Raw genomic sequence first — 23,984 nt, forward strand, 5'->3', positions numbered from 1 at the left:
TGCCGACCAACAGTTGGAGGTGGGAAACAGCCATGCATCCGGGTAAGCGTCAGGCAGACGATGACATCGTACAGGCGGCTTGGCTCTATTATGTGGGGACCATGAGCCAGCAGGAAGTCAGTGAGCGCCTGGGCATTTCCCGCTTCAAGGTCCTGCGCATGCTGGCCGATGCGCGCGAGCAGGGCCTGGTCCGGATATCCGTCGAACACCGGACATCACGAACACTCGCGCTTGCCGACCGCCTGGCCGATGCCTTTGGTCTCAAGGAGGTGCAAGTCGCCCCCACGCCAAGCGACAGCCTGGACAGCGCCTATGGCCGCACTGCGGTGGGGATGCTGGGTGCGGCCTATCTCAAGCGCATTGCTGCATCCGAAACGCCGTTGACGATCGGAGTGGGCTGGGGGCGCACTCTTTCGGCAATGGCCGACCATGTGACAGCGGTCACCAATCCCAACCTGACCTTCGTGTCGCTCATGGGGTCTGTCACCCAGGCCACGCACACCGCACCCGGCGATGTCTGTGTACGCCTGGCTGCACAGACTGGCGGTCGTGCCTTGCTGCTGCCGGCTCCATTCGTCACAGACAGCGCCGAGGCCTGCGAAGTGGTCAAGTCACAGCGGCTGGTCAAGGCCGCGTTGACAGAGGCAGGCAAGGCAGATCACGCCTTGATGAGTGTCGGCGAATGCCGTGATGGCGCCATCCTGTTCGAAAGCGATATTTTTAGCGAGGAACAGTTCCAGCAATTGCGGCAGGCCGATGTGGTCGGCGATTGCTGCGGCGTGTTTTTCAAGGCCGACGGCTCCATCGCCGACATCGAGTTGAACAGGAGTACACCGTGCGTCCAGCCGCGGGAATTTGCCGGCATGGATGCCGTTCTGCTCGCCAGCGGCCAGGGTAAATGCACCGCTACACTGGCCGTGTTGCGCGCAGGCTTCGCCAAACGGCTGATGGTGGATGAAGCGCTTGGAACGCTCCTCCTGGAGCGCATTGACGAGGGAAATGGCTGATGCAGGGTTTTGGTGTCCATACCAGCATGTGGACCATGTCATGGGACCCTGCGGGGTGTGAGAAAGCTGTCTCGAAGGCATCCTCCTATGGCGTGGACTTCCTCGAGATCGCATTGCTCGATCCGCCATCGGTGGATGCGGAACACAGCCGCAAGACGCTTGAAGCGCACAATATGCGCTCGGTGTGTTCTCTCGGACTTCCCGAGCAGGTCTGGGCCTCTCGCAATCCCGATGGTGCGGTCGATTTTCTCAAGATCGCGCTCGACAAATGCGCCGCGATCGGCAGCGAAGCCCTGTCAGGCGTGATTTATGGCGGCATCGGCGAACGCACCGGCAAGCCGCCGACCCGGCATGAGCTGGACAATGTCGCCTCGGCGCTGACGCGGGCCGCAGCCCACGCCAGGAGCCTCGGCCTTCAGCTCGGCATAGAGCCGGTCAACCGCTACGAAACCCACCTTCTGAACACGGGCTGGCAGGCCGTCGACATGATCGAGCGGATCGGGGCGGACAACATCTTCGTTCATCTCGACACCTACCACATGAACATCGAGGAGAAAGGCATCGCCCAGGGCATCATCGATGCGCGCGAGCACCTGAAATACATCCACCTTTCCGAATCCGACCGCGGAACCCCCGGCGCTGGCACCATTGCCTGGGACGAGATCTTCGCCGCCCTGCGCGCGGTGAATTTTCAGGGGGGATTGGCAATGGAAAGCTTTATCGACATGCCACCGGAAATCGCCTTCGGGCTTTCGGTCTGGCGTCCCGTGGCGTCCGGCGAAGCCGAAGTGATGGAAAACGGCCTGCCGTTCCTGCGCAACAAAGCTCGGCAGTATGGATTGATTTGATGACTGAAAAGAACAGCATGCCCGGCAGCAATTCAGGTCTGCCGGATCTTTATCGCCATATGCGCCGCGTGCGCACATTCGAGGAGCGCGTTGGCGAGTTGTTCGTCCGCGGCAAGTCGGCGGGGTCGATGCTGCATCTGTCCGTCGGCGAGGAAAGTGCCGCCGTGGGCGTGTGCTCGCACATGCATGACGGTGACACATTCACCACCCATCACCGCGGCCATGGCATCTTTCTCGCCCGCGGGGCGGATCCCGCACGCATGATGGCGGAAATCGCCGGCAAGGAGACCGGATATTGCCATGGCAAGGGCGGTTCTATGCACATTGCCGACATGGGGCTTGGCCATCTGGGTGCCAACGCCATCGTCGGCGGCGGCATTCCCGCCGTGGTCGGTGCGGGCCTGGCGGCGCGCAACGGCAAGAAGGATGTCGTCTCGCTGGCCTTCTTCGGCGACGGTGCGACGGGGCAAGGCATCCTCTACGAAAGCATGAACATGGCGGCGCTGTGGAGACTGCCGGTGATGTTTGTCTGCATCAACAATCAGTACGGCATGGGCACACGCATCGACCAGGCGACAGCCAATCCGCGGCTGCATGAGCGGGCCGAGGCCTTCGGACTTGTCGCCCGCACGGTGGACGGGCTGGAGGTTGAGGAAGTGGCCGATGCCGCAGCAGAGCTGATTGCCGGCGCACGGGCCGGCAAGCCCGCGTTCCTGGCAATCGAGTGTTACCGCTTTTATGGCCACGCCAGAAAGGACAAATCGCCCTATCGCGCCGAGGCCGAGGAAGCAGAAGGACGCAACAAGGATCCGGTCTTGCGCGCCCGCACCAAGCTCATTGAATCCGGCATCATGGCGGAAACCGATCTTGACGCCATGGATGCCGAAATCGCCCAGGAAATGGACGCCACCATCGACTTCGCCGTGTCCGGAAACGAGCCGCAGATGAGCTCCATGTTCCGCGATGTCTACGCGCCTGAGGAAGCAGAGCCGGAACCGGTTCGCACGCGCATTGAACGTATTCTGGCGCGGCAGTAACGGGGATGGCCATGATCGAGACAACCTATCGCGGTGCCTTGCGTCAGGCGCTGACGGACGCCATGCAGGAAAATGAAGCCGTCGTCATCATGGGCGAGGAAGTCGGCCGCTATGGCGGCGCCTACGGCGTGACCAAGGGATTGATCGACGAATTCGGCGAGGACCGGGTCATCGACACGCCGATTTCCGAGGCCGCGATCGTCGGCGCAGCAGTGGGCGCAGCAATGGCCGGGCTGCGGCCGGTGGCGGAGCTGATGTATGTCGATTTCATCGGCATGACCATGGACCAGCTTGCCAACCAGGCCGCCAAGATCCGCTACATGTTCGGCGGCCAGATCGGCGTGCCGATGATCTTGCGCACCCAGGGCGGCACCGGCCGCTCGGCGGGCGCACAGCACAGCCAGAGCCTGGAAGCCTATGTGATGCACACCCCGGGGCTTAGGCTCGCCATGCCGGCGACGGTCGAGGATGCCTATCACCTGCTGCGCCAGGCCATGAAGCAGCCCGATCCGGTCGTGTTCATCGAACACAAGGGCCTCTACACGATGAAGGGCGAGCTGGACACGAGCGCCGAGCCCGCCGCCTGGGGCAAGGCGCGGGTGATGCGCGAAGGCTCCGATGTGGTCATCGTCAGCTATTCGCGCCAGCTCCATCATGCGCTTGCCGCAGCCGATACGCTGGAGAAGGAAAACGGAATTCAGGCTGCTGTTGTCGACTTGCGGACACTCAATCCGATCGACTTCGCCACCATCCGCCCGCTCGTCGAACAGGCAGGCCGGGCAATGGTCGTCTCTGAAGGCGTGATGACAGCGGGTGTGGCGGCCGAGCTTGCGGCGCGCATCACCGAGGAATGTTTCGACTATCTCGAAGACCCGGTGGTCCGGGTGGCGGGCGAGGATATTCCGATCTCGGTGTCGCCGCTGCTCGAGAAGCACTCAGTCCCGACGCCGGAATTCATAACCGAAGTTGCAAGAATGATGCTGAAATGACCACAGTGACGCAGGTCAAGCTCCCAATGCCGCGCCTCGGCGAGACGATGGAGCAGGGAACCATATCAACCTGGCTGGTCAAGACCGGCGAAACCTTCGCGCGGGGCGACCCGCTGCTGGAGCTGGAAACCGACAAGACGCTGGTGGAATACCCCGCCCTTGGCGCTGGCAAGCTGATCGAGATGCTGGTCGGTCCCGGCGATGTCGTCGATGTCGGTGCACCGATTGCCATCATCGAAACCGCGGAGGCCTGGGATGGCATCGCCGACAGCCCAGCCAGCGAAGAACCGGCGGAAAAGGCGCCGGCTGCGAGCCTGCCGGACACCAGCTCAGATGCGGACGCGAGGCCGGAGGCCGGCCAGCGGCGGGCGACGCCGCTTGCCAGGCGGCTGGCGCGCGAGGGCGGCGTGGATCTTTCCGTTCTTCAAGGCACCGGCCGGCGCGGCCGCATCGAGGCGCGGGATGTCCGTTCCGCGATCGAGGCATCGACACACACGGACACACAGCCGGGGACGCCAGTTGCGGCGCACGCCAATGCGGCAGCCGATTCCGGCCCCGTCCTGTTCATTCACGGGTTTGCCGGCCTTGGCTCCAACTGGGAGAAGCTGCGGGCAAGGCTGCAGAAGGTAGGCTTGAAAACCGAAGCGCCGGACATGCCCGGCCATGGCCGCAACGCCGCGGAAGCCAACAGCGTCGAGGAATGTGTCGCATGGCTTGGCGACTGGCTGAGCGCGCAGGACCGGCCCGTGCATCTGGTCGGCCATTCATTCGGTGCCCATGTGGCGGCGCTGGCCGCGAACCGGACGCGCTCGAAAGTCAGCCGCCTGACCCTGGTTGCGCCTGCGGGCTGCGGCCACGACATCAATGGCGGCTTTGTCCACGGCATGGCACACACGCGCACGGCGGGTGAGCTGCTCCACCTGCTCCGGCTGCTGGGCCCGGAAGCCTCCCGCCTGCCCGCGGATGCAGTCGGGACCATGGCCACCGAACTGGCCAAGGGTCGGCTCCAGACGCTCGCCGGGGTCATTGCGCGCGGCGATACACAGCTGATCGACACGATTGCAGCACTTGGCGCGCTGAGCGAAGATGTTCCGGTCCGGGCGATCTTCGGCAGTGCCGACAGCATCATCGCCAAAGAACATATGTTCAACATGCCGCCACGGGTCGCATCGCACATCGTCCCCACGGGGCATATGCCGCATTGGGATGATCCAGCCCTGCTGGAAAGCTTGATCCGCGGCAGCAACTGACACGGCAGCGAACCATCGGGAGGGAAAAGATGGCCTATTTTCTGGCAGCCGACGGCGGCACCGAAAGCCTGCGGGCACGCATCTACGATCTGCAGGGAAACTGTGTCGCCTCTCATGCCGAACCCTATGAAACCGTTTTCTCTGCCGGGACCCGGGCCGAGCAACGGCCTGAAGACTGGTGGACGAGCCTGTGCAAGGCAACGCGCGCCTGCATGGCCGAATCCGGACTGAAGCCCGACCAGATCGAAGCCATGGCCTATGCGACCACCAGCTGTACCGTCGTCGCACTGGATGACGACGGCAATCCGCTCAGGCCTGCGCTCTTGTGGATGGATGTCCGCGCGTCGAGTGAGGCCGAGGCGGTGCTGGCGACGGGCGATGACCGGCTCAAGCTCAACAGCAATGGCCGCGGACCGGTGTCCGCCGAGTGGATGATCCCCAAGGCCTTGTGGATCAAGCGCAACGAGCCAGAGATCTACGACAAGGCGGCGACCATCTGCGAATACCAGGACTACCTGACGCTTCGGCTGACCGGCGAACGCTGCGCGGCGCTCAACAATGCCGGTCTGCGCTGGCACTATGCCAATCGCGACGGTGGCTGGGCGAAATCACTGGTTACGGCGCTCGGCATGCCGGACCTGATCGAGAAATGGCCATCGCGGGTTGCCGCACCCGGTGAAGTAGTCGGCAATCTCACCGCCCAGGCCGCAGAAGCGCTGGGCCTGACCACTGCGACAAAACTGGTGCAGGGCGGCGCCGACGCATTGATCGGCATGATCGGGCTCGGGGTCGCCAGGCCAGGGCAATTGTGCCTGATAACCGGCTCTTCGCACCTGCAGTTCGGCGTCACCGAAAAGCCGTTCCACGCCGAAGGCATGTGGGGCGCCTATGCCGACATCGTCTATCCGGATCTCTACATCGTCGAAGGCGGCCAGACATCGACAGGCTCGATCATCAACTGGCTGAAGCGGTTTACCGGCGGCGAGCTGGATTTCGAAGCCCTCAATCAGAAAGCGGCGCTGCTGCCGCCGGGATCGGAAGGTCTCGTCATCCAGGACCACTTCCAGGGCAACCGGACGCCCTATACCGACGCCCTGTCGCGCGGCGCGGTCACCGGTCTCACGCTGGCGCATGAACCGCACCACGTGTTCCGCGCCATCATGGAGGGCATCTCCTTTGGCACCCGGACCATCCTCGATGCCTTTTCCAGAGGCGGGTACCAAGCCACAGAGATGGTGGCCGGTGGCGGCGCGACCAACTCGGCCCTGTGGATGCAGATCCATGCCGACACCGCCGGAATTCCGGTTCGCATTCCAGCCTCGGCGGACGGTCCGTCCCTGGGCTCGGCCATTCTCGCGGCCCACGGGGCCGGGCATTTTGCGACGATTGACGAAGGCATCCAGGCCATGGTCAAGCCCGGACGGCTTGTCGAACCGGACCCGGCCGCGATGCGCGCCTATGACGAGATCTACCAGAAATATCTGGCGCTTTATCCCGCGCTCAAGGGTGCGCTCGAGGGCTGATTTCGCATGATCGCCGCATGGGCCACCGGCACGCGTCGGCGGCTTTTCCGGCGCCGCAGGGTCACTCAGCTTATGGCACCTGCGCGCCGGTGGCTGTGACATAGAGCGCGTAGAGCGACCGGGTCGCCGTGATGAACAGGCGGTTGCGTTTGGGGCCGCCGAAACACAGATTGGCCACGGTTTGCGGCACCTTGATCTTGCCCAGCAGCCGGCCGGCCGGATCGAAGCAATGCACACCGTCGCCGGCGCTTGACCACAAATTACCATTGGTATCGGTACGGATACCGTCCGGGATTCCATTGTCGATCAGGCAGAAGACGCGGCCGTTTTCGAGCCGCTTGCCCTCTGCGACGTCGAACACACGGATATGCCGCGGCAGGCTGTCATCATGGCTTGCAGCGGAATCCGCCACGTAGAGAAGGCTTTCGTCCGGCGAGAAGGCAAGGCCGTTGGGCTGGATGAAATCCGTGGCAACGGCGGACAGGTCGCCTGTCTCCGGGTCAAGCCGGAAGACGTTTTGCGCCTGCTGCTCCGGGTCCGCACGATAGCCCTCATAGTCGGACAGGATCCCGTAGGTGGGATCGGTGAACCAGATCGTGCCGTCGGACTTGACCACCACGTCATTGGGGGAGTTGAGCCGGGCGCCCTCGAAACGGTCGGCGAGCACGGTGATCGCGCCGTCGATTTCCGTGCGGGTAACGCGGCGCGTGCCATGCTCGCAGGAGACGAGCCTTCCCTGACGGTCGCGGGTGTGGCCATTGACGAAATTCGAGGGTTGCCGGTAGGCCGACACCCCGCCATCGGGCGTCCACCGCAACATGCGCTGATTGGGAATATCGCTCCACAGCAGCTGGTTGGCGTCATTGAACCAGACCGGACCTTCGGCCCAGCGGCAGCCGGAATAGAGTTCGTCGAGATGGGCGCTCGTGACGATCAGGTGCCGGAAGCGCGGATCGTGAATTTCGTAGATGCTGGTCTCTGCCATGGCAAGGGTCCCGTTTACTGCATGCCCGACCGGCGGCCGCCGGCGAGCATGATGACGCTGATGATGATGAGGTCGGTCATGATAAGCCGGATACCGGCACCGATCCCGTTGGTGTTTAGCATGGAGACGACCAGGAACATGAACAGCGATGCGCTCCAGATGCCCGGCACGTTGGAATCGCCGCCCGCCACCGACGTTCCGCCGATCATCACGACGGCGATCGACATGAGAAGATACTCCGCCCCCATGTTCAGCGCCGAACCACCGGAGAAGCAGGTCAGCAGATAGCCGGCCACCGCGGCAAGCACGGCGCAAAGCAGGTATGTGACGAAGCGTGTGCCGTCAACCGGGATGCCCGACATGCGCGCAGCCGACATGCTCTGGCCGATCGCCGAGATCCAGCGACCATCGACCGATTTTTCCAGAAGCACCCAGGCCAGCACCGAAATGCAAAGCGCGATCAGCGCCACATTGGGCACCCCGAACAGGCTCGAAGTGGTGAACTCCGCCAGCCAGGACGGCGGCTTGACCCGCAGTCAGAGGCTTGGGCCCGAACACGATACCGACAGGCGCCTGGCACTCACCGCTGCCCGGCACCGGCGAGGCCGGGTCCGCGACGACACCCCGCGCTCGGCTATCCTGTGGGAAGCGTCGCCTCAACGGGTCTGTCATTTCAAATTTTGGCTGTCCCACAAGCCGAATGCTCCAGCCAGGGCAGAGAGTAAAGCCGTTAACCCGATTCGAGCGCCCACAGTGCCAGGACCGGAAAGGCAGGACAGTCAAACAGACCGGATCGATCTCAGACAGGTGCTGCAACCGCCTTCTGGGCTTCGGTCCGGCTCTGCCTCATTGCGACAGGTAGGCGGGCAGCCACAGCGTGATGTCGGGCCAGAGGATGACCGTCGCCAGCCCGACCAGCTGCAGGACCACAAAGGGAATGATGCCGCGATAGATGGTGCCTATGCCGACGCCTTCGGGGGCAATGCCTCGCAGGTAGAACAAGGCATAGCCAAACGGCGGGGTCAGAAACGAAGTCTGCAAGTTGACCGACAGGGCAACGGCAAACCAGATCAGCGTCTGTTCCGGGGTCAGGCCGAAATCGAGCGCGGCGACAATCGGCGCGACGATGGGGACGACCACCAGGGTGATCTCCACCCATTCCAGGAAGAAGCCGAGAACGAACACCAGCAGCATGATCGTCAGAAGTACCAAATAGGGCCGCTCGCCATGCACGGAAAAGGCGTCGATGATCATCTGGTCGCCGCCGAGCTTGCGGAAAATGACGCTGAAGATGGTGGCGCCGATCATCACGAAGATGATCATCGCCGTGGTCTTGGTGGTGTCGAGCAGGGCGCTGGCGAAACCGGCAAGGTCGAGCTGTCGGGAGAGCATCGCCAGGATCATGGCGCCGGCAGCGCCGATCGCCGCCGATTCGGTCGGGGTGGCGACGCCGGTGACGATGGTGCCGAGCACCGAGACAATCAGGATGATTGGCGCGAGCAGGTCGCGGGTCAGGTCGAGCACCACTTTCCACAACGGATCGGTACCGGCCTGCTCGCGCGAGGCGGGCATGCGCGAGGGCTGGAACAGGGCCACGAAGATCAGATAGGCGAGATAAAGGCTTCCCAGCAGCAGACCCGGCCCGACGGCGGCCATGAAAAGATCCCCGACCGAGACCCGCATCTGGTCGCCCAACACGATCAGCATGATGCTTGGCGGTATCAGGATTCCCAGGGTGCCGCTGGCGGCGATGAGCCCGGTGGAGATTTTCGGATCGTAGCCGTTCTTGAGCATTGTCGGCAGCGCCATCATGCCCATCAGGACAACGGAAGCGCCGATGATGCCGGTCGAGGCCGCCATGACGATGCCGATGATCGCAACCGCGAAGGCATAGCCGCCGGGCATGCCGCGAAACAGCGCCGCCAGCGAGCGCAGCAAGCGTTGCGCGACGCCGGAACGTTCCAGCATCAGGCCCATGAAGACGAACAGCGGAATCGCGATCAACAGCCAGTTGGTCAAGACGCCCGAATAGATGCGCGACACGCCCAGCGACAGAAACAGCATCGGCACGTCGCCGAAAAAAGCAAAGATCAGGCCGATCCCGGCGAGCACGAAGGCAACCGAATATCCGGTGAAAATGCCGGCCATCAGCCCGACGAGCATCAGGATCGGCAGCAGGTAGGCGTCAGTCATGTGGCTGTTCACTGTTCTTGAGGGTTGGGCGCATCAATTGCCTTGCGGTCTCGATCGCCCGGAGGATCGCGCACAGGCCGAGCAGGGAAAACGACAACGGGATCATCGCCTTGATCACCCAGCGGTCGAGCATGCCGCCATAGGTCGAGCCCTCGCCGGTGGCGAAAGCCTTGACGGCGAAGCTGTAGCCGTACCAGGCGATGACGATGCAGAACGGCAGCAGAAACACCAGGTCGCCGAACAGACGGAACGCCAGTTGCGTGCGCGGTGACAGCGACGACGAAAACACGTCGACGGAAACATGGCTGTTGTCACGGAATGCAAGCACGCCGCCAAACAGCACCATCAGCGAGAAGATATGCCATTGCAGGTCCAAAAGGGTGTTGACCGTGATCGCCTTGCCGAAGAGCGGCAGCGGGTCGGACCATTCCGCCAGCAGGTTGATGCCGTATTGTGCCGCCAGAACCGTCAGGCAGACGCTGACGATCAACGGCACGACAAGCCACCCGACCAGCCTGCCCGGCAGCGTGCACATGTCCTGCAACCGTTCGAGGATATTGCTCATTGCGGTGTTTCCCAGAATTCAGGCTTGCACGGCCAATAGGGCCATCAAGACAAAGCGCACCCCGACATGACGGGCCGGGATGCGCTCTCAAAGTTCTGTCAGCAACTCATCTGTTGCAGACGGTTATTTTGCCGGGATGGCCTGCAGCCGTTCCCATTCACCCACGCGATCCATGTAGGCCGTAAGCGATTCGTAGGCTTCCTTGAAGATCGGGTCGTTGGCGGCTTCTTCCGTCAACACCTTTTCCGCTTCGGTGCGGATGTCTGCGAGCACCTCGTCGGGGAACCGGCGAATCTCGACACCGGCTTCGCGGATGGCGGCAATGGCATCGGCCTGTGCATGCAGCTGGTCACCCAGGTTGAAGGCGATGTTGGCCTTGCAGGCCTCGACCATGATGTTCTGCACATCTTCGCTGAAGCCGTTCCAGACATCCATGTTGATGATGATCGAGTCCCAGCTTGAAGGCTGGTGCCAGCCGGGGAAGTAGTAGTTCTTCACCACCTTCTGGAAGCCGAAACCGAGATCGAGCTGCGGCGCCGAAAACTCGGTTGCGTCGATGCGGCCGGTTTCGAGCGAGACATAGATCTCGCCGGCGGGAACCAGCTGGGTGTTGGCGCCAAGCCGCGCCAGGGTCTTGCCGCCGAGACCGGCAATGCGCATGTTGAGACCCTTGAAGTCGTCGACCGAGTTGATTTCCTTGTTGAACCAGCCACCGGCTTCGGGAACGACGAGGTGACACGGAATCACCTTGACGCCGTGTGGGTCATAGGCCTTCTGGATGATTTCCATCCCGCCGCCCTCAAACATCCACGCAAGCGCGACGTCCGGGGTGGGGCCGAACGGCATCGAGCCGATCAGGTTGGCGACCGGGATTGTGCTGGCCCAGTAGCCGATCCAGTCAAACCCCATCGGCAGTGCGCCGGAGCTGACTGCGCCGAAGACTTCGAATGGCGGCACGAAATCGCCCGCGCCGTGCACCTTGATGTCGATGTCGCCGCCGGTCATCAACTTGACGCGCTCGGCCCATTTCACCGGGCTCGGCCCGATCGAAGGCACCTGCAGGCCGAACACGCTCTGCAGATCGAAGCTTTCGGCCGTTGCCGGAGCGGCAGTCATCATCGCAACCGCCATGGTTGCAGCGCCAATGGTTTTTCTCATGTGAAACCTCCCTGGGTATTTCTCGTTTGTGGCAGATCAGCCTGCACACGGACCTCTGATCAGATGGCGAACCGAAATTTTCGGCAAGCGCTTGTCCTTGGCGATTATTATCTATAATCAAACGAATTAGCAATAACCTAATTTGGGAGCCATCATGCGGGATTTGAACGGGGCGATCGCCGTCGTTACCGGGGCGGGGCAGGGCAACGGCCGGGCAATCGCCATCGGCCTGGCGCGCGCCGGAGCGCGGCTTGCATTGTGCGATCTGAACGCCGAGCTGGCAGAGGAAACGGCCGCGATGATCCGCACCGAGAACGGCGTTGCCATCAGCCGCCGGGCCGATGTCAGGGACCGGGAACAGTGCCGGGACTTCGCCGCAACTGTCGCCGCTGAACTCGGAGACGCAGAAATTCTGGTCAACAATGCCGGCATCATCCGGCGTCACGGCATCGCCGACGCGGATTTCGACCAGCACTGGGATGCGACCTTCCGCGTCAATGTCGACGGCACCAAGAACATGACGCTGGCCTTCGTGCCGCAGCTTGAAAGGACCGCCGGCCGCATCGTCAATCTCGCATCGATCATGTCGCAGACCGCGGGCGCGGGCATTCCCGCCTATGTCGCTAGCAAGGGCGCCATCGGCCAGTTCACCAAGGCGCTGGCGCATGAACTCGCACCGCGCGGCATCCGCGTCAACGCGCTGGCGCCGGGCGTGATCGACACGCCGATGACTGAAACAACCCGTGCCAATGACGCCGCCATTTCGCGCTTCATGATGCACACCCCGCTTGGCCGCACCGGCAAGCCCGAAGAGCTGGTTGGGCCGGTGCTGTTCCTCGCCTCCGAAATGTCGAGCTACGTCACCGGCGTGATCCTTCCTGTCGACGGCGGCTATCTGGCGGCTTGATCCTGAAAATTGCAGTGGAAAGTCATTCAATGAAAAATCATCAATGCGACGTTCTCGTTGTCGGCTCCGGCGCCGGCGGATTGGCCAGCGCCGTGTCCGCAGCACACCGCAATCTCGATGTCCTGGTGGTCGAGAAGGAACCGGTCTTCGGCGGCACCAGTGCGCGGTCGGGGGGCTGGATGTGGATCCCCTGCAATGCTCCGGGCAAGCGAGCAGGGATTGAAGACAGCGCGGAAAAGGCGCGACAATATCTCCAGCACGAAGCCGGAGAACATTTCGACGCCCGCCGTGTCGACGCCTTTCTCGAAGCCGGTCCCAGGGCGGTCGAGTTCTTCGAGGAAAAGACCGCGCTGCAATTCGACCTCGGGCCGACTTTCGCCGACTATCATCCCGATGCGCCCGGCGGCATGGATGGCGGCCGTTCGATCGTCGCCCGGCCCTTCGATGGCCGTGAGCTGAAGGGCGAAATCAAGCGCTTGCGGCCGCCATTGGCCGAGATCACCTTTCTCGGCATGATGATCGGTTCGGGCAAGGAACTGCTGCATTTCTTCAATGTCACCCGCTCGCCGGTCTCCGCTTTCTACGTCGCCAAGCTGTTTATCAAGTTCTTGCGCGACATGGCGTTTCACGGCCGCCCGATGCGGCTGATGAACGGCAACGCACTGGTCGCACGGCTGGCCAAATCCTGTTTTGACAAGAATGTTCCGATCTGGACCCGGTCGCCGGTGCGCGAACTCATCCGCGAGCCGGACGGGCGGGTGACCGGAGCCATCGTCGATACGGCCGAAGGCCCGGTCAACATCACCGCCCGGTGTGGCGTTGTGCTGGCAGCCGGCGGCTTCCCACAGGACCCGGTGCGCAGAAAGGCCATGTTCCCACATGCGCCGAACGGCCATGAACACGCCTCGCCCGCCCCTCCCGGCAACACCGGCGACGGTTTGCGTCTGGGCGAAGCCATCGGCGCCACCGTCGAGGACACCCTGCCCAACAGCGCGGCCTGGGTACCGGTTTCGCGGCCACCCCGCGCCGATGGTACACTGGGCACATTTCCGCATTTCGTCGACCGGTCGAAACCCGGCGTCATTGCCGTCACCCGCTCGGGCAAACGCTTTGTCAACGAGGCTAACTCCTATCATGATTTCTGCCAGGCGATGGTGAAGGCCTGCAAGGAGGAGCAGGGGGAAATCTGCGCCTTCTTCATTGCCGACCACAAGACCCTGAGAAAATACGGTCTCGGTTATGTCAAGCCGAGCCCGGTTCCCTACCGGCCCCACATCCGCTCAGGCTATCTTTATGAAGGGGCAACGCTTGCCGAACTGGCGGCAAAGATCGGCGCCGACAGCGCCCAGCTCGAGCGCACCGTGGCGAACTTCAACGCCCATGCCCGCAAAGGCGAGGATCCGGAATTTCACAAGGGATCGACATCCTACAACCGCTCGCTCGGGGATCCCGAACACAAGCCCAACCCCTGTGTGGCGCCGGTCGAGCGCGGCCCGTTCTATGCCGTCAAGCTGGTGATCGGCGACCTGGGAACCTTCGCCGGATTGCGCAGCGACGAGAACGCCCGTGTGCTCGACGAGGCAGGCAAGCCGATTCCCGGCCTCTATGCGGCAGGCAATGATGCGGCCAGCATCATGGGCGGCAACTATCCCGGCGGCGGCATTACGCTTGGACCAGCCATAACCTTCGGCTACATCGCGGCCCGGCACATGTCCGGCGCCAATTCGTGACGACCGCAGCAAGGGACACGGACAGGGCAACAGATGGGGTAGCCGACAGGGCAGCGGGCGCCGCAGCTGGCCGGCCCGATATGCTAAAGGGTCTCGGCTTCGGCCTTGCCGCCGCCCTGCTCTGGGCGATCTACAATGTCGGTGTCGAGATCGGCCGCGCCGACGGTTTCACCAGTGCAGACCTGGCGCTGTTGCGTTATGGCGGCGCCGGGCTGATCCTGGCGCCGCTGCTGATGCTGCAATGGCGCAGACTGCCAGCATCCCTGACCTCTGGCCGGGCGCTCGCGCTCAGCTGCATCATCGGTCCGCCCTTCGCGTTCCTGTTCAACACCGGCTACGGGCTGGCGCCGCTCGCCCATGCGGTCGTCATCTCGCCCGGAATGTCGATGCTTGTTGCCAATCTGCTTCCGGTTCTGCTTGACCGGCAGCGGCTGTCAGGTAACCGCAAGCTTGGGATTGCAATCCTGATCATCGGCGTGATCGCCATTGCCGCCGATCGCCCGTCTGCGACAGAGGCCGGCGACAGTGCGATCCTGGGAGATCTCTGCTTTGTCGGTTCGGGGACGCTGTGGGGCACTTTCATCTATCTGATGGCACGCTGGCATCTGCCGGCCGTTGCAACTACGGCGGCGGTGTCGATCCTGTCCACCCTCTCCTTCCTGCCGGTCTATCTTATGTGGTTCGCGCCTGCGCAATTGCCGGCGGCGGCATGGATCGAACAGCTGATTTACCAGGGCGCCATCGGCGGCGGCCTGGCGATCGTCGCCTTCGCAAGCTCGATCAGACTGCTTGGATCGGGGCTGGCGGGCCTGTTTCCCGCGCTGGTTCCACCGCTGGCGGTGATCCTTGCCATCCCGCTTGCCCGGCAATGGCCGAACGGGTTGCAGATCCTCGGCGTGGTTATCGCATCGGCCGGCCTGATCGTGTCTCTCGATCGGGTGGCACGCCATTTCAGCCGGAAGTGACGTGGCCGAGATCGTAGGACAGGTCGCCGGTAAAACGCCTTAGCTGCTCGAGGCTGGCGCCGGTTTCCGAAACATCGATGAAGTTGCTCGGGCCGATCAGCGTCACCACCAGCTGCACCATTTCGGTGTGGTCGAACACCGGCGCGGCGATGGCGCTGACACCGGGAATTGGCAAATCCCGGGTGATGGCATAGCCCTTTTCACGAATCGCCGAGACCTCGGCGCGAAAGGAACTCTCGCTGATTTTCGGAACCGTGTAAAGCTGGGCCACCCGCCCGTCCAGTTCCGACCTGATGATCGGCTCTGTCTGCTTGGCCGGCATGAAGGCGGCAAAGACCTTGCCGGTGGCCGTCGCGGTCACCATGTAGCCGCCGCCCAGCGTCACGTTGGAGTGGATGCGGGCTTCCGATTCCTGCAGGTAGACGATGGTCGGGCCGTGCAGGCCCCAAACCGAGACCGTCACCATCAGCCCGAGATTCTCCGCAAGCACCGGCAGCCGCCGGATGGTTTCACGATAGGCGTTCTGGTTGTTCAGGCGCGTCAGGCCCAGATGCAGCGCGAAGGGTCCAAGCTGATACTGCCCGGTTTCGGTCTGCTCGACCATGTTGATGTTGCGAAACGACACCAGATAGGGGTGAAGCTGCGCCGCAGCCATGTCCAGCCGCTCGGCAAGATCGCGCAGTTTCACCGGCCCGCCGGCCTGCGCGAGTGCCTTCAAAAGCGCACCACCGGTCTCGATCGACTGCACGCCGCGCGGGGCGCGGGATTTCGGGGAAACGGTCTTGGCCACGGATTCTTGTCTCTAACTCTTTGGTCCCACACTTACCTTGTTAGTGGCCCGTGTGAAGATTGTCGCCCTCTTTGATTGCCAGAATGGCCAGAAGTTCGAAGCCACGCAGCAAGTCCACCGCAAATGTCCATGCTTGCCGGGCAGTTGCTTTCTCAGCCGGTGACGGATTGGGTTCCATCGTGCAAAGGGGCAAGCCGCCGGTTGATCCAGTAAAAACGGCGCGCAATAGCTCGTCAATTCTTGGCGAACCCCACGGCCGAGACCACCTGAAGCAGGTTCACCTGACCTTCGCCTTTTTGTGCATAAAGCCCTTCGGCTGGGCTCCGAGAGCTCAGACAGACTAGCAAGCAATCGCCTCGATCTCGACCAGGAAATCGATCATCAGCCGCGATTCCGCTGTCGAACAAGACGGCAGATCCTGATTGAAGGATTACTCCGGAGCGGAAGACACCAACGTCCCCAGTCCAGGCCTGCGTCTCGGTGAAGATCCGTCAAAACACCTGCCCTGGGGCAGTGAGAAAACAGGGAGCTGGCCAAGACAGTTAGACTCTCATGTCGATCCTAAGCCTGGCTGGTCACGCCTCGGATATCTTCAATATAAGGGATTGGACAACCACATGCTGAACAGCGGCACAAGGGAGAGAATGACCAGGGTCACGACAATCAGCAGCGTCGCCAGCACAGCGGGGACGGGCCCAAGAGCTCCGGCGCCTTGCCGACCACGTTTTCGACGCCGAGCGCCATGGCCAGAAGCTGTGGCTCCCGCATCGGCGGAGCAATCAGTTGCAATCCGGAGGGAATGCCGTTGCCGTCCAGGCCCGATGGCAGCGTCAGCGCGCACCAGCCAAACAGGTTGACGATGGCGGTGTTGCGCAGCGCCATCATGTTGGCGGCGCGATAGGCATCACCTTCGGCCACGTCCGACAGCAACGGCGCGCTGATCGGCACGGTAGGGGACACCAGCACATCGACATGCTCGAACACCTTCAGTGCGGCATGCCCCGAGGTCCGCAGAACGTTGCGCCGCCGCAGGTACTCGATCGCGGAGACCTCGTCTGCCTGTTCGACGCGGGCACGCACCATCGGATCGAGCCGACCGATCCGGTCCGGAAAATTCAGATCCATGAAGCTGCGCAATTCGGGGGCCGCCAAACCGCCATGGCGGAAGATCTCCAGCACCGCATCAAGGCCGTTCAGCGAGACTTTCGACAGCGAGGCGCCGTTGCGTTCGAGTGTCGCCAGCGCCGCTTCGGTGTTGGCGGCGATCTCAGGGTCGATCCCGTCCCAGACAACATTCTCCACCACACCGATGCGCAGCCCCGCCAGCGGCCGCGGCGTGATCGCGCCGTTCGTCTCGTTGTTCGCCTGAATGTCGAGGGCTGAGAAGGCGTAGGCCAGATCCTCGACCGTGCGGCACAGCAGGCCGGGGGTGTCGAGCGATGGCGACAGGGGCACGATGCCGTCAGCCGGCCACCGGCCATGGGTGGTCTTGAGTGCGCACTGACCGGTAAAGGCGGCAGGGATGCGGACCGAGCCCGCGGTGTCTGTGCCCAGCGCCAGGAGCGCGGACCCCTGCGCTAGCGAGACGCCGGCGCCGGAACTGGACCCGCCGGAGACCCGCGGCGCCTCCTTCGAGGACCAGGGATTGACCGGCGCACCCCAATGCGGATTGGTGCCGATGCCGCCGAAGGCAAATTCCACCGTGTGGGTCTTGCCCATCACGATGCCGAGCTGGCCTGTGAGAGACCGCACCAGCGGTCCGGCGCGCTCCCAGCTCTCGGGAAATCTGGTATCGGTGCCGGCATGGACCGGCATTCCCGGAACCCCGTACAGATCCTTGACCGAGACAGGCATACCCATCAATGGCCCGTGATCTTGTCCACTGCTCAAAAGCACATCAACAGCGCCGGCCTGTTGAAGCGCCTGCGAGCCTGCCCAATGCTTGTAGGCGCGAAGCTCGGGTTCGGAGTTTTCAAAACTGGCGATGGCCTGTGAAACCAGCGCGGAAGCCGAAATCTTCCTGCGCCGCAGGTCGTCGCCAATTTGAGCAAGGGAGTGATGTTTCAAGGTGGCTCTCTCTCGTAGCGTGATGTTCAAACCTTGTGAGCGATTCCGAAACCGTCATCGGGCAGGACGCAGGGCATGTCCACCAGGTCAGGGAGCGTCAGCCCGCTCCTGCCGGCGAGCGGATGATCGGGGTGCACCATTGCAAGCAGCGGCTGGCGCCATTTGCTCACCGTCTCCAGCGACGGATGGGAAAAGTGGTCATGGACGAAGCCGATCTGGCGCAGATGCAGCGCCACATGCAACCGGTCCGCCGCCAGACGGATCGCAAGCAGCCGTGCGACCTCCAGGAAATCTTTTGCGGCAGACAGATTCAACATCGCGCACCCTCGCTACAGGAGGGTTCTATCACACGAAAACATCAGTGAAATCAGGGAAGCGACGGATTTCTGTGATCGCGTCCAGGTCCGAGTTGAGGAGCAGGCCCAGGCCCGCGCCGCTGTCTGCGGCCGTGCGTCAAATCACTCTGGCCTTCAGTCGAGGGCGGCGGTGACGATGATCTCGACCTTGAGATCCTGGCGCGCCAGTCTTGCCTCGCCGCAGGCCCGTGCGGGGGCATGGCCTTCAGGCACCCAGGCATCCCAGACCGCGTTCATCTCGTCGAAATCCGACATGTCGGCAAGCCAGACGATGGCTTGCAGCATCTGCTTGCGCGACGATCCTGCCTGTTCAAGCAGCGCGTCGATCCGCGAAAGGCATTCCGCCGTCTGCTCGGCCACGCTCGCGCCTTCGCCGACTTGGCCGCAGAGATAGACGGTGCCGTTGTGCTTGACGAACTTGCTCATGCGGGCTGACGTCTGAAGTCTCTCAATCATCTCAATGCTCCTGATCTGGTTGCTGTCGCATCTCGTGCATGGCGGCGAGCTCGCCAAGGGTGACCGGCTTGATCAGCGGCCGGATCCGGTAATAACCGGCCGCATCGGGCGTTTGTCGGTTGGCATCGGCGAGCAGTTCCGTCACCGTCAGGCCGCAATAGCGCCCCTGGCACGGGCCCATGCCGGGCCGTCCGAAGGCTTTGGCCTGGTTTGGGCCCAGACATCCCAGCCGAGCAAAGCCACGTACTGCGCCGGCGGTCACCTCCTCGCAGCGGCACACGATCGTCTCGTCGGCCGGCGCCAGCGCCTCAGCATGAGGAGGGTAGGCCCTGTCGATGAACGGACGGGCCGCCAGCTCGCCGCGCAACCTGCGGCGCAGCCGCCGGGCTGCCCTGTCCCGCGTGGACCGTGTGATCACCGACAGATCGCAGGCAATGGCTAGCGCTGCGATCGCGCCTTCTAGTTCGGCCGCCACCGCGCCACCGATGCCGGCGCTGTCGCCGGCGATGAAGACATGGCCTTGTCCGCTCCGGCCGCCACTGCCCCGCCACTGGCCCTACGACGCCCATCACCACTTGCTTCACGACAAGGCGGGCAATTGCTCAAGCACGCCAACATTCACGCGCGATTCGCGCAAACCGTCCCACACTCGCCTTGCGCAACGCGCCAATGACATTGCGCAAATGCCAGATGGAACAGGACCGCCAGCGGATCTGTTCCATGCTCCACATCAAGTCGGTCGCAAATGTCCGGATCATGTGCGACGACTTTCGGGTCTGATGGAGGGCTCCTTCAAGACACCGGATCGGTCAAAGATGCGAAGCGGGGTCATTACGTTAAATGACAAATCATACTAGGGCTATTCAGTTTGGTTATGGCCTGTCCCTAATCTGGGGTTCCGGGCCGTATCGGCCAGCGGTCGCCCGAGGGCCACAAGCTTCGATGGGCAAATCGCAAGCCGCACCAAAGCTCGAGGCAACTCGAATTTTGCGGTACAGCTGCCGATTCGAGCTGAAATCGCGCCGGAATCGGCCGAAATGGCCGACCGCGCTCAGGGCAGATGCAGCGGCTGGTCCTTCAGGATCGTTTCCATCGAGAACAATCCGGTCACCGTTTCCAGATCAACATTCGCAATCAGTTTCTTGTAGACCCGGTCGTAACCCGACATCGAGGTGGTCACGACCTTGATCATGTAGTCCCAATCGCCGCCGATCCTGTGCACATCAACGATTTCGGGAATGGCGGCAAGGTGTTTGCGAAACTCACGCATCCAGCTCTCGCTGTGCTGGCGGGTCCGGATCATCACGAAAACCGTCAGATCCAGCCCCAGCAGATCAGCGTTCAAACGGGCATGGAAGCCTTCGATCACGCCGAGATCCGTCAGCCGCCGGGTCCTGCGCCAGCAGGCATTTTGGGAAAGTCCGACTGCTTCGGCAACATCGCGCTGCGACAGCGCGCCGTTCTTTTGCAGCACTGCAAGAATTTTGCGGTCAATGGCGTCCAATTCGATCATATGACCCAATATTCTTATATACAGCGCAAATTCAAGAGAAAAATTTGATCTGAAAGCAGGTAAATTACTCCGCACAAACGAACGAGAGTGCCGTGATGACCAAGTCCCCTGCCGTAAACCTCTTTGACCGTTTCCGCGCCAGCATCCGAACCGGCGACACGGTGGCACGTCTGACCGACGGCCTGATCGGGCATCACGCGACGATCGACGGGCCGCTGGGCAACAAGCCACTGATCTATGCCGATTACGTCGCTTCCGGCCGTGCGCTGCGCCAGATCGAGGAGTTTGTGCTAACCGAACTGCTGCCGTTCTATGCCAACAGCCACACCGAAGCCTCTTTTGTCGGCGGCATGATGACCCGCCTGCGCCGGCAGGCTCGTGACATCATCCGCGCGGAATGCCACGCGTCCCAGGATCACGCGGTGATCTTTACCGGATCGGGTGCGACCGCCGGCATCAATCGGCTTGTCCATCTTCTCGGACTACCGGAAATGGTCTCCGAGGGCAAAGCCCCCGTGGTTCTCATCGGTCCATACGAGCACCATTCGAATATCCTGCCCTGGCGCGAAAGCGGTGCCGAGGTGATCGAAGTGCCGGAAGCCGAAACCGGCGGGCCCTGCCTGCCGGCGCTGCACAGGACGCTTGCCAGCGTCAAGGGCCGGCCAGTCATCGGCGCGTTCTCCGCCGCCTCCAACGTTTCGGGGATCGTCAGCGATGTGGAAGAAGTCAGCCGCGTCCTCAAGGCGTCCGGTGCCACCGTGGTCTGGGACTATGCGGGCGGTGCGCCTTATCTTCCGATTGACATGTGCCCGGCGCTGGACGCCCTGATTGATGCGGTCGTTCTCTCGCCGCACAAATTTGTTGGCGGGCCTCAGGCGTCCGGTCTGCTGATCCTTCGCCACGACGCCGTGCGGGCCGAAAAACCCACAATTCCGGGGGGCGGCACGGTGCGTTTCGTCTCCCCGACAGGCCACGACTATTCCCGAAATGTGGAAGCCCGCGAAGAGGCAGGCACCCCGAATGTAATCGGCGACCTGCGCGCAGCCCTTTGCTTACTGGTCAAGGCCGAAATCGGCCAGGATTACATCACGAGCCGCAACCGGGAAAATTGCCGGAAAGCGATGCAGGCATGGGGCTCGCATCCCAATATCCAGCTGCTCGGAAATCTCGTCTGCGAGCGGCTTCCGATTTTTTCGTTCCGGCTGGGCAACGGCAAGGGTGGTTATGTGCATCAGCAGCTGGTGACCCGCCTGCTGTCGGATTGCTACGGCATCCAGGCCCGCGGCGGCTGCGCCTGCGCCGGGCCCTATGTGCACCGCGTTCTCAACATTGATGATAACAGCTCAGAGCAGATACGCGCGGAGATCCTTGCCGGACGGGAGCTCGAGAAACCTGGCTTCGTCCGACTGAATTTCAGCTATCTGGCCACCGATGAAGAGGTTGAAACCATCCTCAAATCGGTGCTCGAACTTGCCGACAGCGCAGGTCAGCACGAGGCAGCCTATTCCTGCGATCCAGCAACGGCCATCTTCACCCCGGCCTGAGGCGCACTCAGCTGGCCCGGTATCGGTGGCACTGCCTTCCCCTCCCGATGATGAAATCTTGCGGCCGGCACAGGCTCGAGCCGGCTCGGCCGCGGGCCCGGCAGGCAAGCTGAAAGATCAGCGCATCAGTTATCGCTCACCGGTCGTGCACGTGGCAGCCGACGCGAACGGGGTGGTGGTCCGGTATCGCAGGGAAGCAGCCATTGTCAGCGGCCAGGACGCTGCTTACGAGGCGCTGTCGTTGCTATCAGTCTCGAACGGGCCGCAAGAGGAATAACCGTTGTTTCAATGACGAGTGCCTCAACGAGACGCTGTTCTTGTCAGGCACTGAAGTGCGCCCGCACCAATCCACCGCGTGGAACAAGAACAACAATCGAAACAGGTCGCCACAACACCCCTCACCCGCATGACAAGTTTCGGTCGCGCGGCCTTCAGACGTGAAGCATAATCATTCGGGAAAGGCGCGCCTGCGTCCACATTCTGGCCGATGCGACAAGCTGCCGTCAGGTTGGCGATGCCGGCCGGAGAGTCTCGTTCCACAACCAGACATCAGAGAGGCTGCCTTCTACATCGATAGGTCGACCATGCCCCCTGCTGCTCGCAAAGTTCCTCCTTATTGCCCCGCCTGGTGAACCAAAGCTTGACGTAAAATCGAATTTGTTTCACTCTTCATTATCTTGTTACGCAGAATGAAACAAAATGCGCAGGCAAGGTTTTTTGTTGGGAGGATGGAATGAACAGGTTTTCAATTATTGCCGGGGTTGCCATGATGGTGCTCCCGTCGCTTGCCGAGGCGCAGGAAGTCACCCTGAAGATGGGGCATGCGGCCGCTTCGACGCACATCTTTCACACCGGTCTCGAAATCTTCGCCAGGAAGGTCGACGAAAAGACAGACGGCAACGTCAAGATCGAGGTTTACGGCGACCGGCAGCTGGGCGACGACAAGCAGCTTCTCGAGGGCATACAGATTGGCCTCATCGACGGAGCGCTGGTGTCTTCGGCAACCCTGCCGCTGGTCCTGGGCGCCGCTTCTTTCGACGCGCTTCAGCAGCCTTTCACCGTGTCGAGCTACGAGCAGCTTTCCGCTGTGCTGACCTCCGACCTCGGCGACGAACTGCTCGCGACGCTGGACGAAAAGAACATCAAGGGCGTGGGCTTCGTCGACGCCGGCCTGCGCCACTTCCTGTCCAAGGACAAGCCGGTCACCAGTCTAGCCGACATGAAGGGCCTCAAGACCCGCATCGTCCCGATCCCCCTGCACAAGGCGATCTGGGAGACCATCGGCGTCAATCCGATCGGCATGGCATACGGCGAGGTCTACTCGGCTCTCGAAACCGGCACCATCGATGCCGTCGAGATCAATGTGTCTTCGATCAAGTCCGAAAGTCTCTACAACGCCGCCAAGCAGGTCACCCTGACAGGCCACTATTTCTGGCCCGGCGTGATCATGATTTCGAACGCTGCCTGGGAAAAGATGAGCGATGCCGATAAGGCCGCGGTCGAAGCGGCGGGCAAGGAAGCCACCACCGAGGCCTATGCGCTTGCCGCCTCGCAGGATGCGGAAACCGTGGCCTTCCTCGAGGCCAATGGAGTCACTATCAACAAGCTCAGCGATCTAGACGACCTCAAGGCACTTACGGCTTCGGTGGTAACGACCTGGCAGGGCAAGGATCCGATGATCGCCAAGTTCACCGACGCGTTTGCGGCGGGACAGTGATCCGATGGCGTCGATCAGGGTCTACGGTTGGGACAGTCTTCCCCGTGAAAAGGTTCGCGACGGAGTGTCGCGAACCGCCTTCCGCGGCGACAATGCCCTCATGGTCATGAACTGGCTTGAGCCGGGAATGGAGAAGAAACCCCATTCTCACCCCTTTGAGCAGCTTGCCTATGTGGTTTCCGGCCGGGTCCGTTTCGAAATCGGCGATGATGTGGTCGAGGTGGGAGCTGGGCAGGTCGTCCGTATTCCCCCTGATGTCGTTCATTGCGGCGAAGCCATGGGCAACGAGGTTGCGCTCAACCTCGATGTCTTTGCACCCGTCCGCGAGGACTATCTGCACCTGACGGACTACCAGGAAGCCGATTTCGGCTGATTTTCTGCAGA

The 23,984-nt window shown here is 62.4% G+C and carries 22 protein-coding genes and 1 pseudogene; 12 read left to right on the forward strand and 11 right to left on the reverse strand.

Annotation, left to right across the window (positions count from 1 at the left end; translation table 11 throughout):
• Positions 1-32 precede the first annotated feature (32 nt).
• Genes CRO46_RS07040 through CRO46_RS07065 form a run of 6 tightly spaced genes read left to right on the forward strand, consistent with a single transcriptional unit; the run spans position 33 to position 6,654 of the window.
• Positions 33-1,007, forward strand: a complete 975-nt coding sequence (locus CRO46_RS07040; RefSeq protein WP_097106253.1) for a sugar-binding transcriptional regulator — start codon at positions 33-35, stop codon at positions 1,005-1,007.
• On the forward strand, positions 1,007-1,855 hold the full coding sequence (locus tag CRO46_RS07045; protein WP_097106254.1) for a sugar phosphate isomerase/epimerase family protein: 849 nt from the start codon (positions 1,007-1,009) through the stop codon (positions 1,853-1,855). The genes CRO46_RS07040 and CRO46_RS07045 overlap by 1 nt, the downstream gene beginning before the upstream one ends.
• Positions 1,855-2,892 carry a thiamine pyrophosphate-dependent dehydrogenase E1 component subunit alpha gene (locus CRO46_RS07050; protein ID WP_244577788.1) on the forward strand — a complete coding sequence of 346 codons (1,038 nt, stop codon included), beginning with the start codon at positions 1,855-1,857 and terminating at the stop codon, positions 2,890-2,892. Before CRO46_RS07045 ends, CRO46_RS07050 begins: the two co-directional genes overlap by 1 nt.
• A gap of 11 nt (positions 2,893-2,903) precedes the next feature.
• Complete coding sequence (locus tag CRO46_RS07055; protein WP_097106592.1) at positions 2,904-3,881, forward strand: alpha-ketoacid dehydrogenase subunit beta; 978 nt, start codon at positions 2,904-2,906, stop codon at positions 3,879-3,881.
• Complete coding sequence (locus CRO46_RS07060) at positions 3,878-5,131, forward strand: alpha/beta fold hydrolase (RefSeq protein WP_097106255.1); 1,254 nt, start codon at positions 3,878-3,880, stop codon at positions 5,129-5,131. Before CRO46_RS07055 ends, CRO46_RS07060 begins: the two co-directional genes overlap by 4 nt.
• A 29-nt stretch (positions 5,132-5,160) precedes the next feature.
• Positions 5,161-6,654, forward strand: coding sequence for an FGGY-family carbohydrate kinase (locus CRO46_RS07065; RefSeq protein WP_097106256.1), 1,494 nt, complete (start codon positions 5,161-5,163; stop codon positions 6,652-6,654).
• A 70-nt stretch (positions 6,655-6,724) separates the two neighbouring features.
• Here CRO46_RS07065 and CRO46_RS07070 read toward each other — a convergent pair whose 3' ends face one another.
• From CRO46_RS07070 to CRO46_RS07090, 5 genes and pseudogenes are all read right to left on the reverse strand, one after another.
• Positions 6,725-7,639 (reverse strand): SMP-30/gluconolactonase/LRE family protein, encoded by a 915-nt coding sequence (locus CRO46_RS07070; protein ID WP_097106257.1) that lies wholly within the window; start codon positions 7,637-7,639, stop codon positions 6,725-6,727.
• Between the two features lie 14 nt (positions 7,640-7,653).
• Positions 7,654-8,175: pseudogene (locus tag CRO46_RS07075) on the reverse strand (ABC transporter permease); the annotation flags it as partial.
• 310 nt (positions 8,176-8,485) lie between these two features.
• Positions 8,486-9,832, reverse strand: a complete 1,347-nt coding sequence (locus CRO46_RS07080) for a TRAP transporter large permease (protein WP_097106258.1) — start codon at positions 9,830-9,832, stop codon at positions 8,486-8,488.
• On the reverse strand, positions 9,825-10,397 hold the full coding sequence (locus CRO46_RS07085) for a TRAP transporter small permease subunit (protein WP_097106259.1): 573 nt from the start codon (positions 10,395-10,397) through the stop codon (positions 9,825-9,827). Before CRO46_RS07085 ends, CRO46_RS07080 begins: the two co-directional genes overlap by 8 nt.
• Before the next feature lie 123 nt (positions 10,398-10,520).
• The gene (locus tag CRO46_RS07090) at positions 10,521-11,555 is read right to left on the reverse strand and encodes a TRAP transporter substrate-binding protein (RefSeq protein ID WP_097106260.1); all 1,035 of its coding nucleotides are present in this window, start codon (positions 11,553-11,555) and stop codon (positions 10,521-10,523) included.
• Positions 11,556-11,709: 154 nt separating this feature from the next.
• Here CRO46_RS07090 and CRO46_RS07095 point away from each other — a divergent pair, with 154 nt between their 5' ends.
• From CRO46_RS07095 to CRO46_RS07105, 3 genes are all read left to right on the forward strand, one after another.
• Positions 11,710-12,462 (forward strand): SDR family NAD(P)-dependent oxidoreductase, encoded by a 753-nt coding sequence (locus CRO46_RS07095; RefSeq protein WP_097106262.1) that lies wholly within the window; start codon positions 11,710-11,712, stop codon positions 12,460-12,462.
• Positions 12,463-12,491: 29 nt separating this feature from the next.
• Positions 12,492-14,192: an FAD-dependent oxidoreductase gene (locus CRO46_RS07100; RefSeq protein WP_097106264.1), complete on the forward strand. Its 1,701-nt coding sequence runs from the start codon at positions 12,492-12,494 to the stop codon at positions 14,190-14,192.
• An 80-nt stretch (positions 14,193-14,272) separates the two neighbouring features.
• On the forward strand, positions 14,273-15,157 hold the full coding sequence (locus CRO46_RS07105) for a DMT family transporter (RefSeq protein ID WP_097106265.1): 885 nt from the start codon (positions 14,273-14,275) through the stop codon (positions 15,155-15,157).
• Here CRO46_RS07105 and CRO46_RS07110 read toward each other — a convergent pair.
• The 6 genes from CRO46_RS07110 to CRO46_RS07135 form a co-directional block, all read right to left on the reverse strand.
• Positions 15,144-15,947 carry an IclR family transcriptional regulator gene (locus CRO46_RS07110; protein WP_097106268.1) on the reverse strand — a complete coding sequence of 268 codons (804 nt, stop codon included), beginning with the start codon at positions 15,945-15,947 and terminating at the stop codon, positions 15,144-15,146. The genes CRO46_RS07105 and CRO46_RS07110 overlap by 14 nt on opposite strands.
• A 663-nt stretch (positions 15,948-16,610) precedes the next feature.
• A complete protein-coding gene (locus CRO46_RS07115; RefSeq protein WP_097106270.1) occupies positions 16,611-18,014 on the reverse strand; it encodes an amidase in 1,404 nt (467 codons plus the stop codon).
• 26 nt (positions 18,015-18,040) lie between these two features.
• Positions 18,041-18,331: a LysR family transcriptional regulator substrate-binding protein gene (locus tag CRO46_RS07120; RefSeq protein WP_097106272.1), complete on the reverse strand. Its 291-nt coding sequence runs from the start codon at positions 18,329-18,331 to the stop codon at positions 18,041-18,043.
• A gap of 153 nt (positions 18,332-18,484) precedes the next feature.
• Positions 18,485-18,826: a RidA family protein gene (locus CRO46_RS07125; RefSeq protein ID WP_097106274.1), complete on the reverse strand. Its 342-nt coding sequence runs from the start codon at positions 18,824-18,826 to the stop codon at positions 18,485-18,487.
• Between the two features lies 1 nt (position 18,827).
• Entirely contained in the window at positions 18,828-19,301 is a 474-nt protein-coding gene (locus CRO46_RS07130) for a (2Fe-2S)-binding protein (RefSeq protein WP_210421487.1), read from the reverse strand.
• A 576-nt stretch (positions 19,302-19,877) separates the two neighbouring features.
• Positions 19,878-20,351, reverse strand: a complete 474-nt coding sequence (locus tag CRO46_RS07135) for an Lrp/AsnC family transcriptional regulator (RefSeq protein ID WP_425479239.1) — start codon at positions 20,349-20,351, stop codon at positions 19,878-19,880.
• 83 nt (positions 20,352-20,434) lie between these two features.
• Between CRO46_RS07135 and CRO46_RS07140 the strand changes: the two genes are divergently transcribed.
• The 3 genes from CRO46_RS07140 to CRO46_RS07155 all read left to right on the forward strand — a co-directional run bounded on the left by CRO46_RS07140 (position 20,435) and on the right by CRO46_RS07155 (position 23,973).
• Positions 20,435-21,883: an aminotransferase class V-fold PLP-dependent enzyme gene (locus CRO46_RS07140; protein ID WP_097106278.1), complete on the forward strand. Its 1,449-nt coding sequence runs from the start codon at positions 20,435-20,437 to the stop codon at positions 21,881-21,883.
• Between the two features lie 733 nt (positions 21,884-22,616).
• Positions 22,617-23,600, forward strand: a complete 984-nt coding sequence (locus tag CRO46_RS07150; RefSeq protein ID WP_097106282.1) for a TRAP transporter substrate-binding protein — start codon at positions 22,617-22,619, stop codon at positions 23,598-23,600.
• A 4-nt stretch (positions 23,601-23,604) separates the two neighbouring features.
• Positions 23,605-23,973 (forward strand): cupin domain-containing protein, encoded by a 369-nt coding sequence (locus CRO46_RS07155; protein WP_097106284.1) that lies wholly within the window; start codon positions 23,605-23,607, stop codon positions 23,971-23,973.
• Positions 23,974-23,984 lie beyond the last annotated feature (11 nt).

The sequence above is a fragment of the Parahoeflea halophila genome (genome assembly GCF_900220985.1).
In the GTDB taxonomy this organism is placed as follows: Bacteria; Pseudomonadota; Alphaproteobacteria; order Rhizobiales; family Rhizobiaceae; genus Hoeflea; species Hoeflea halophila.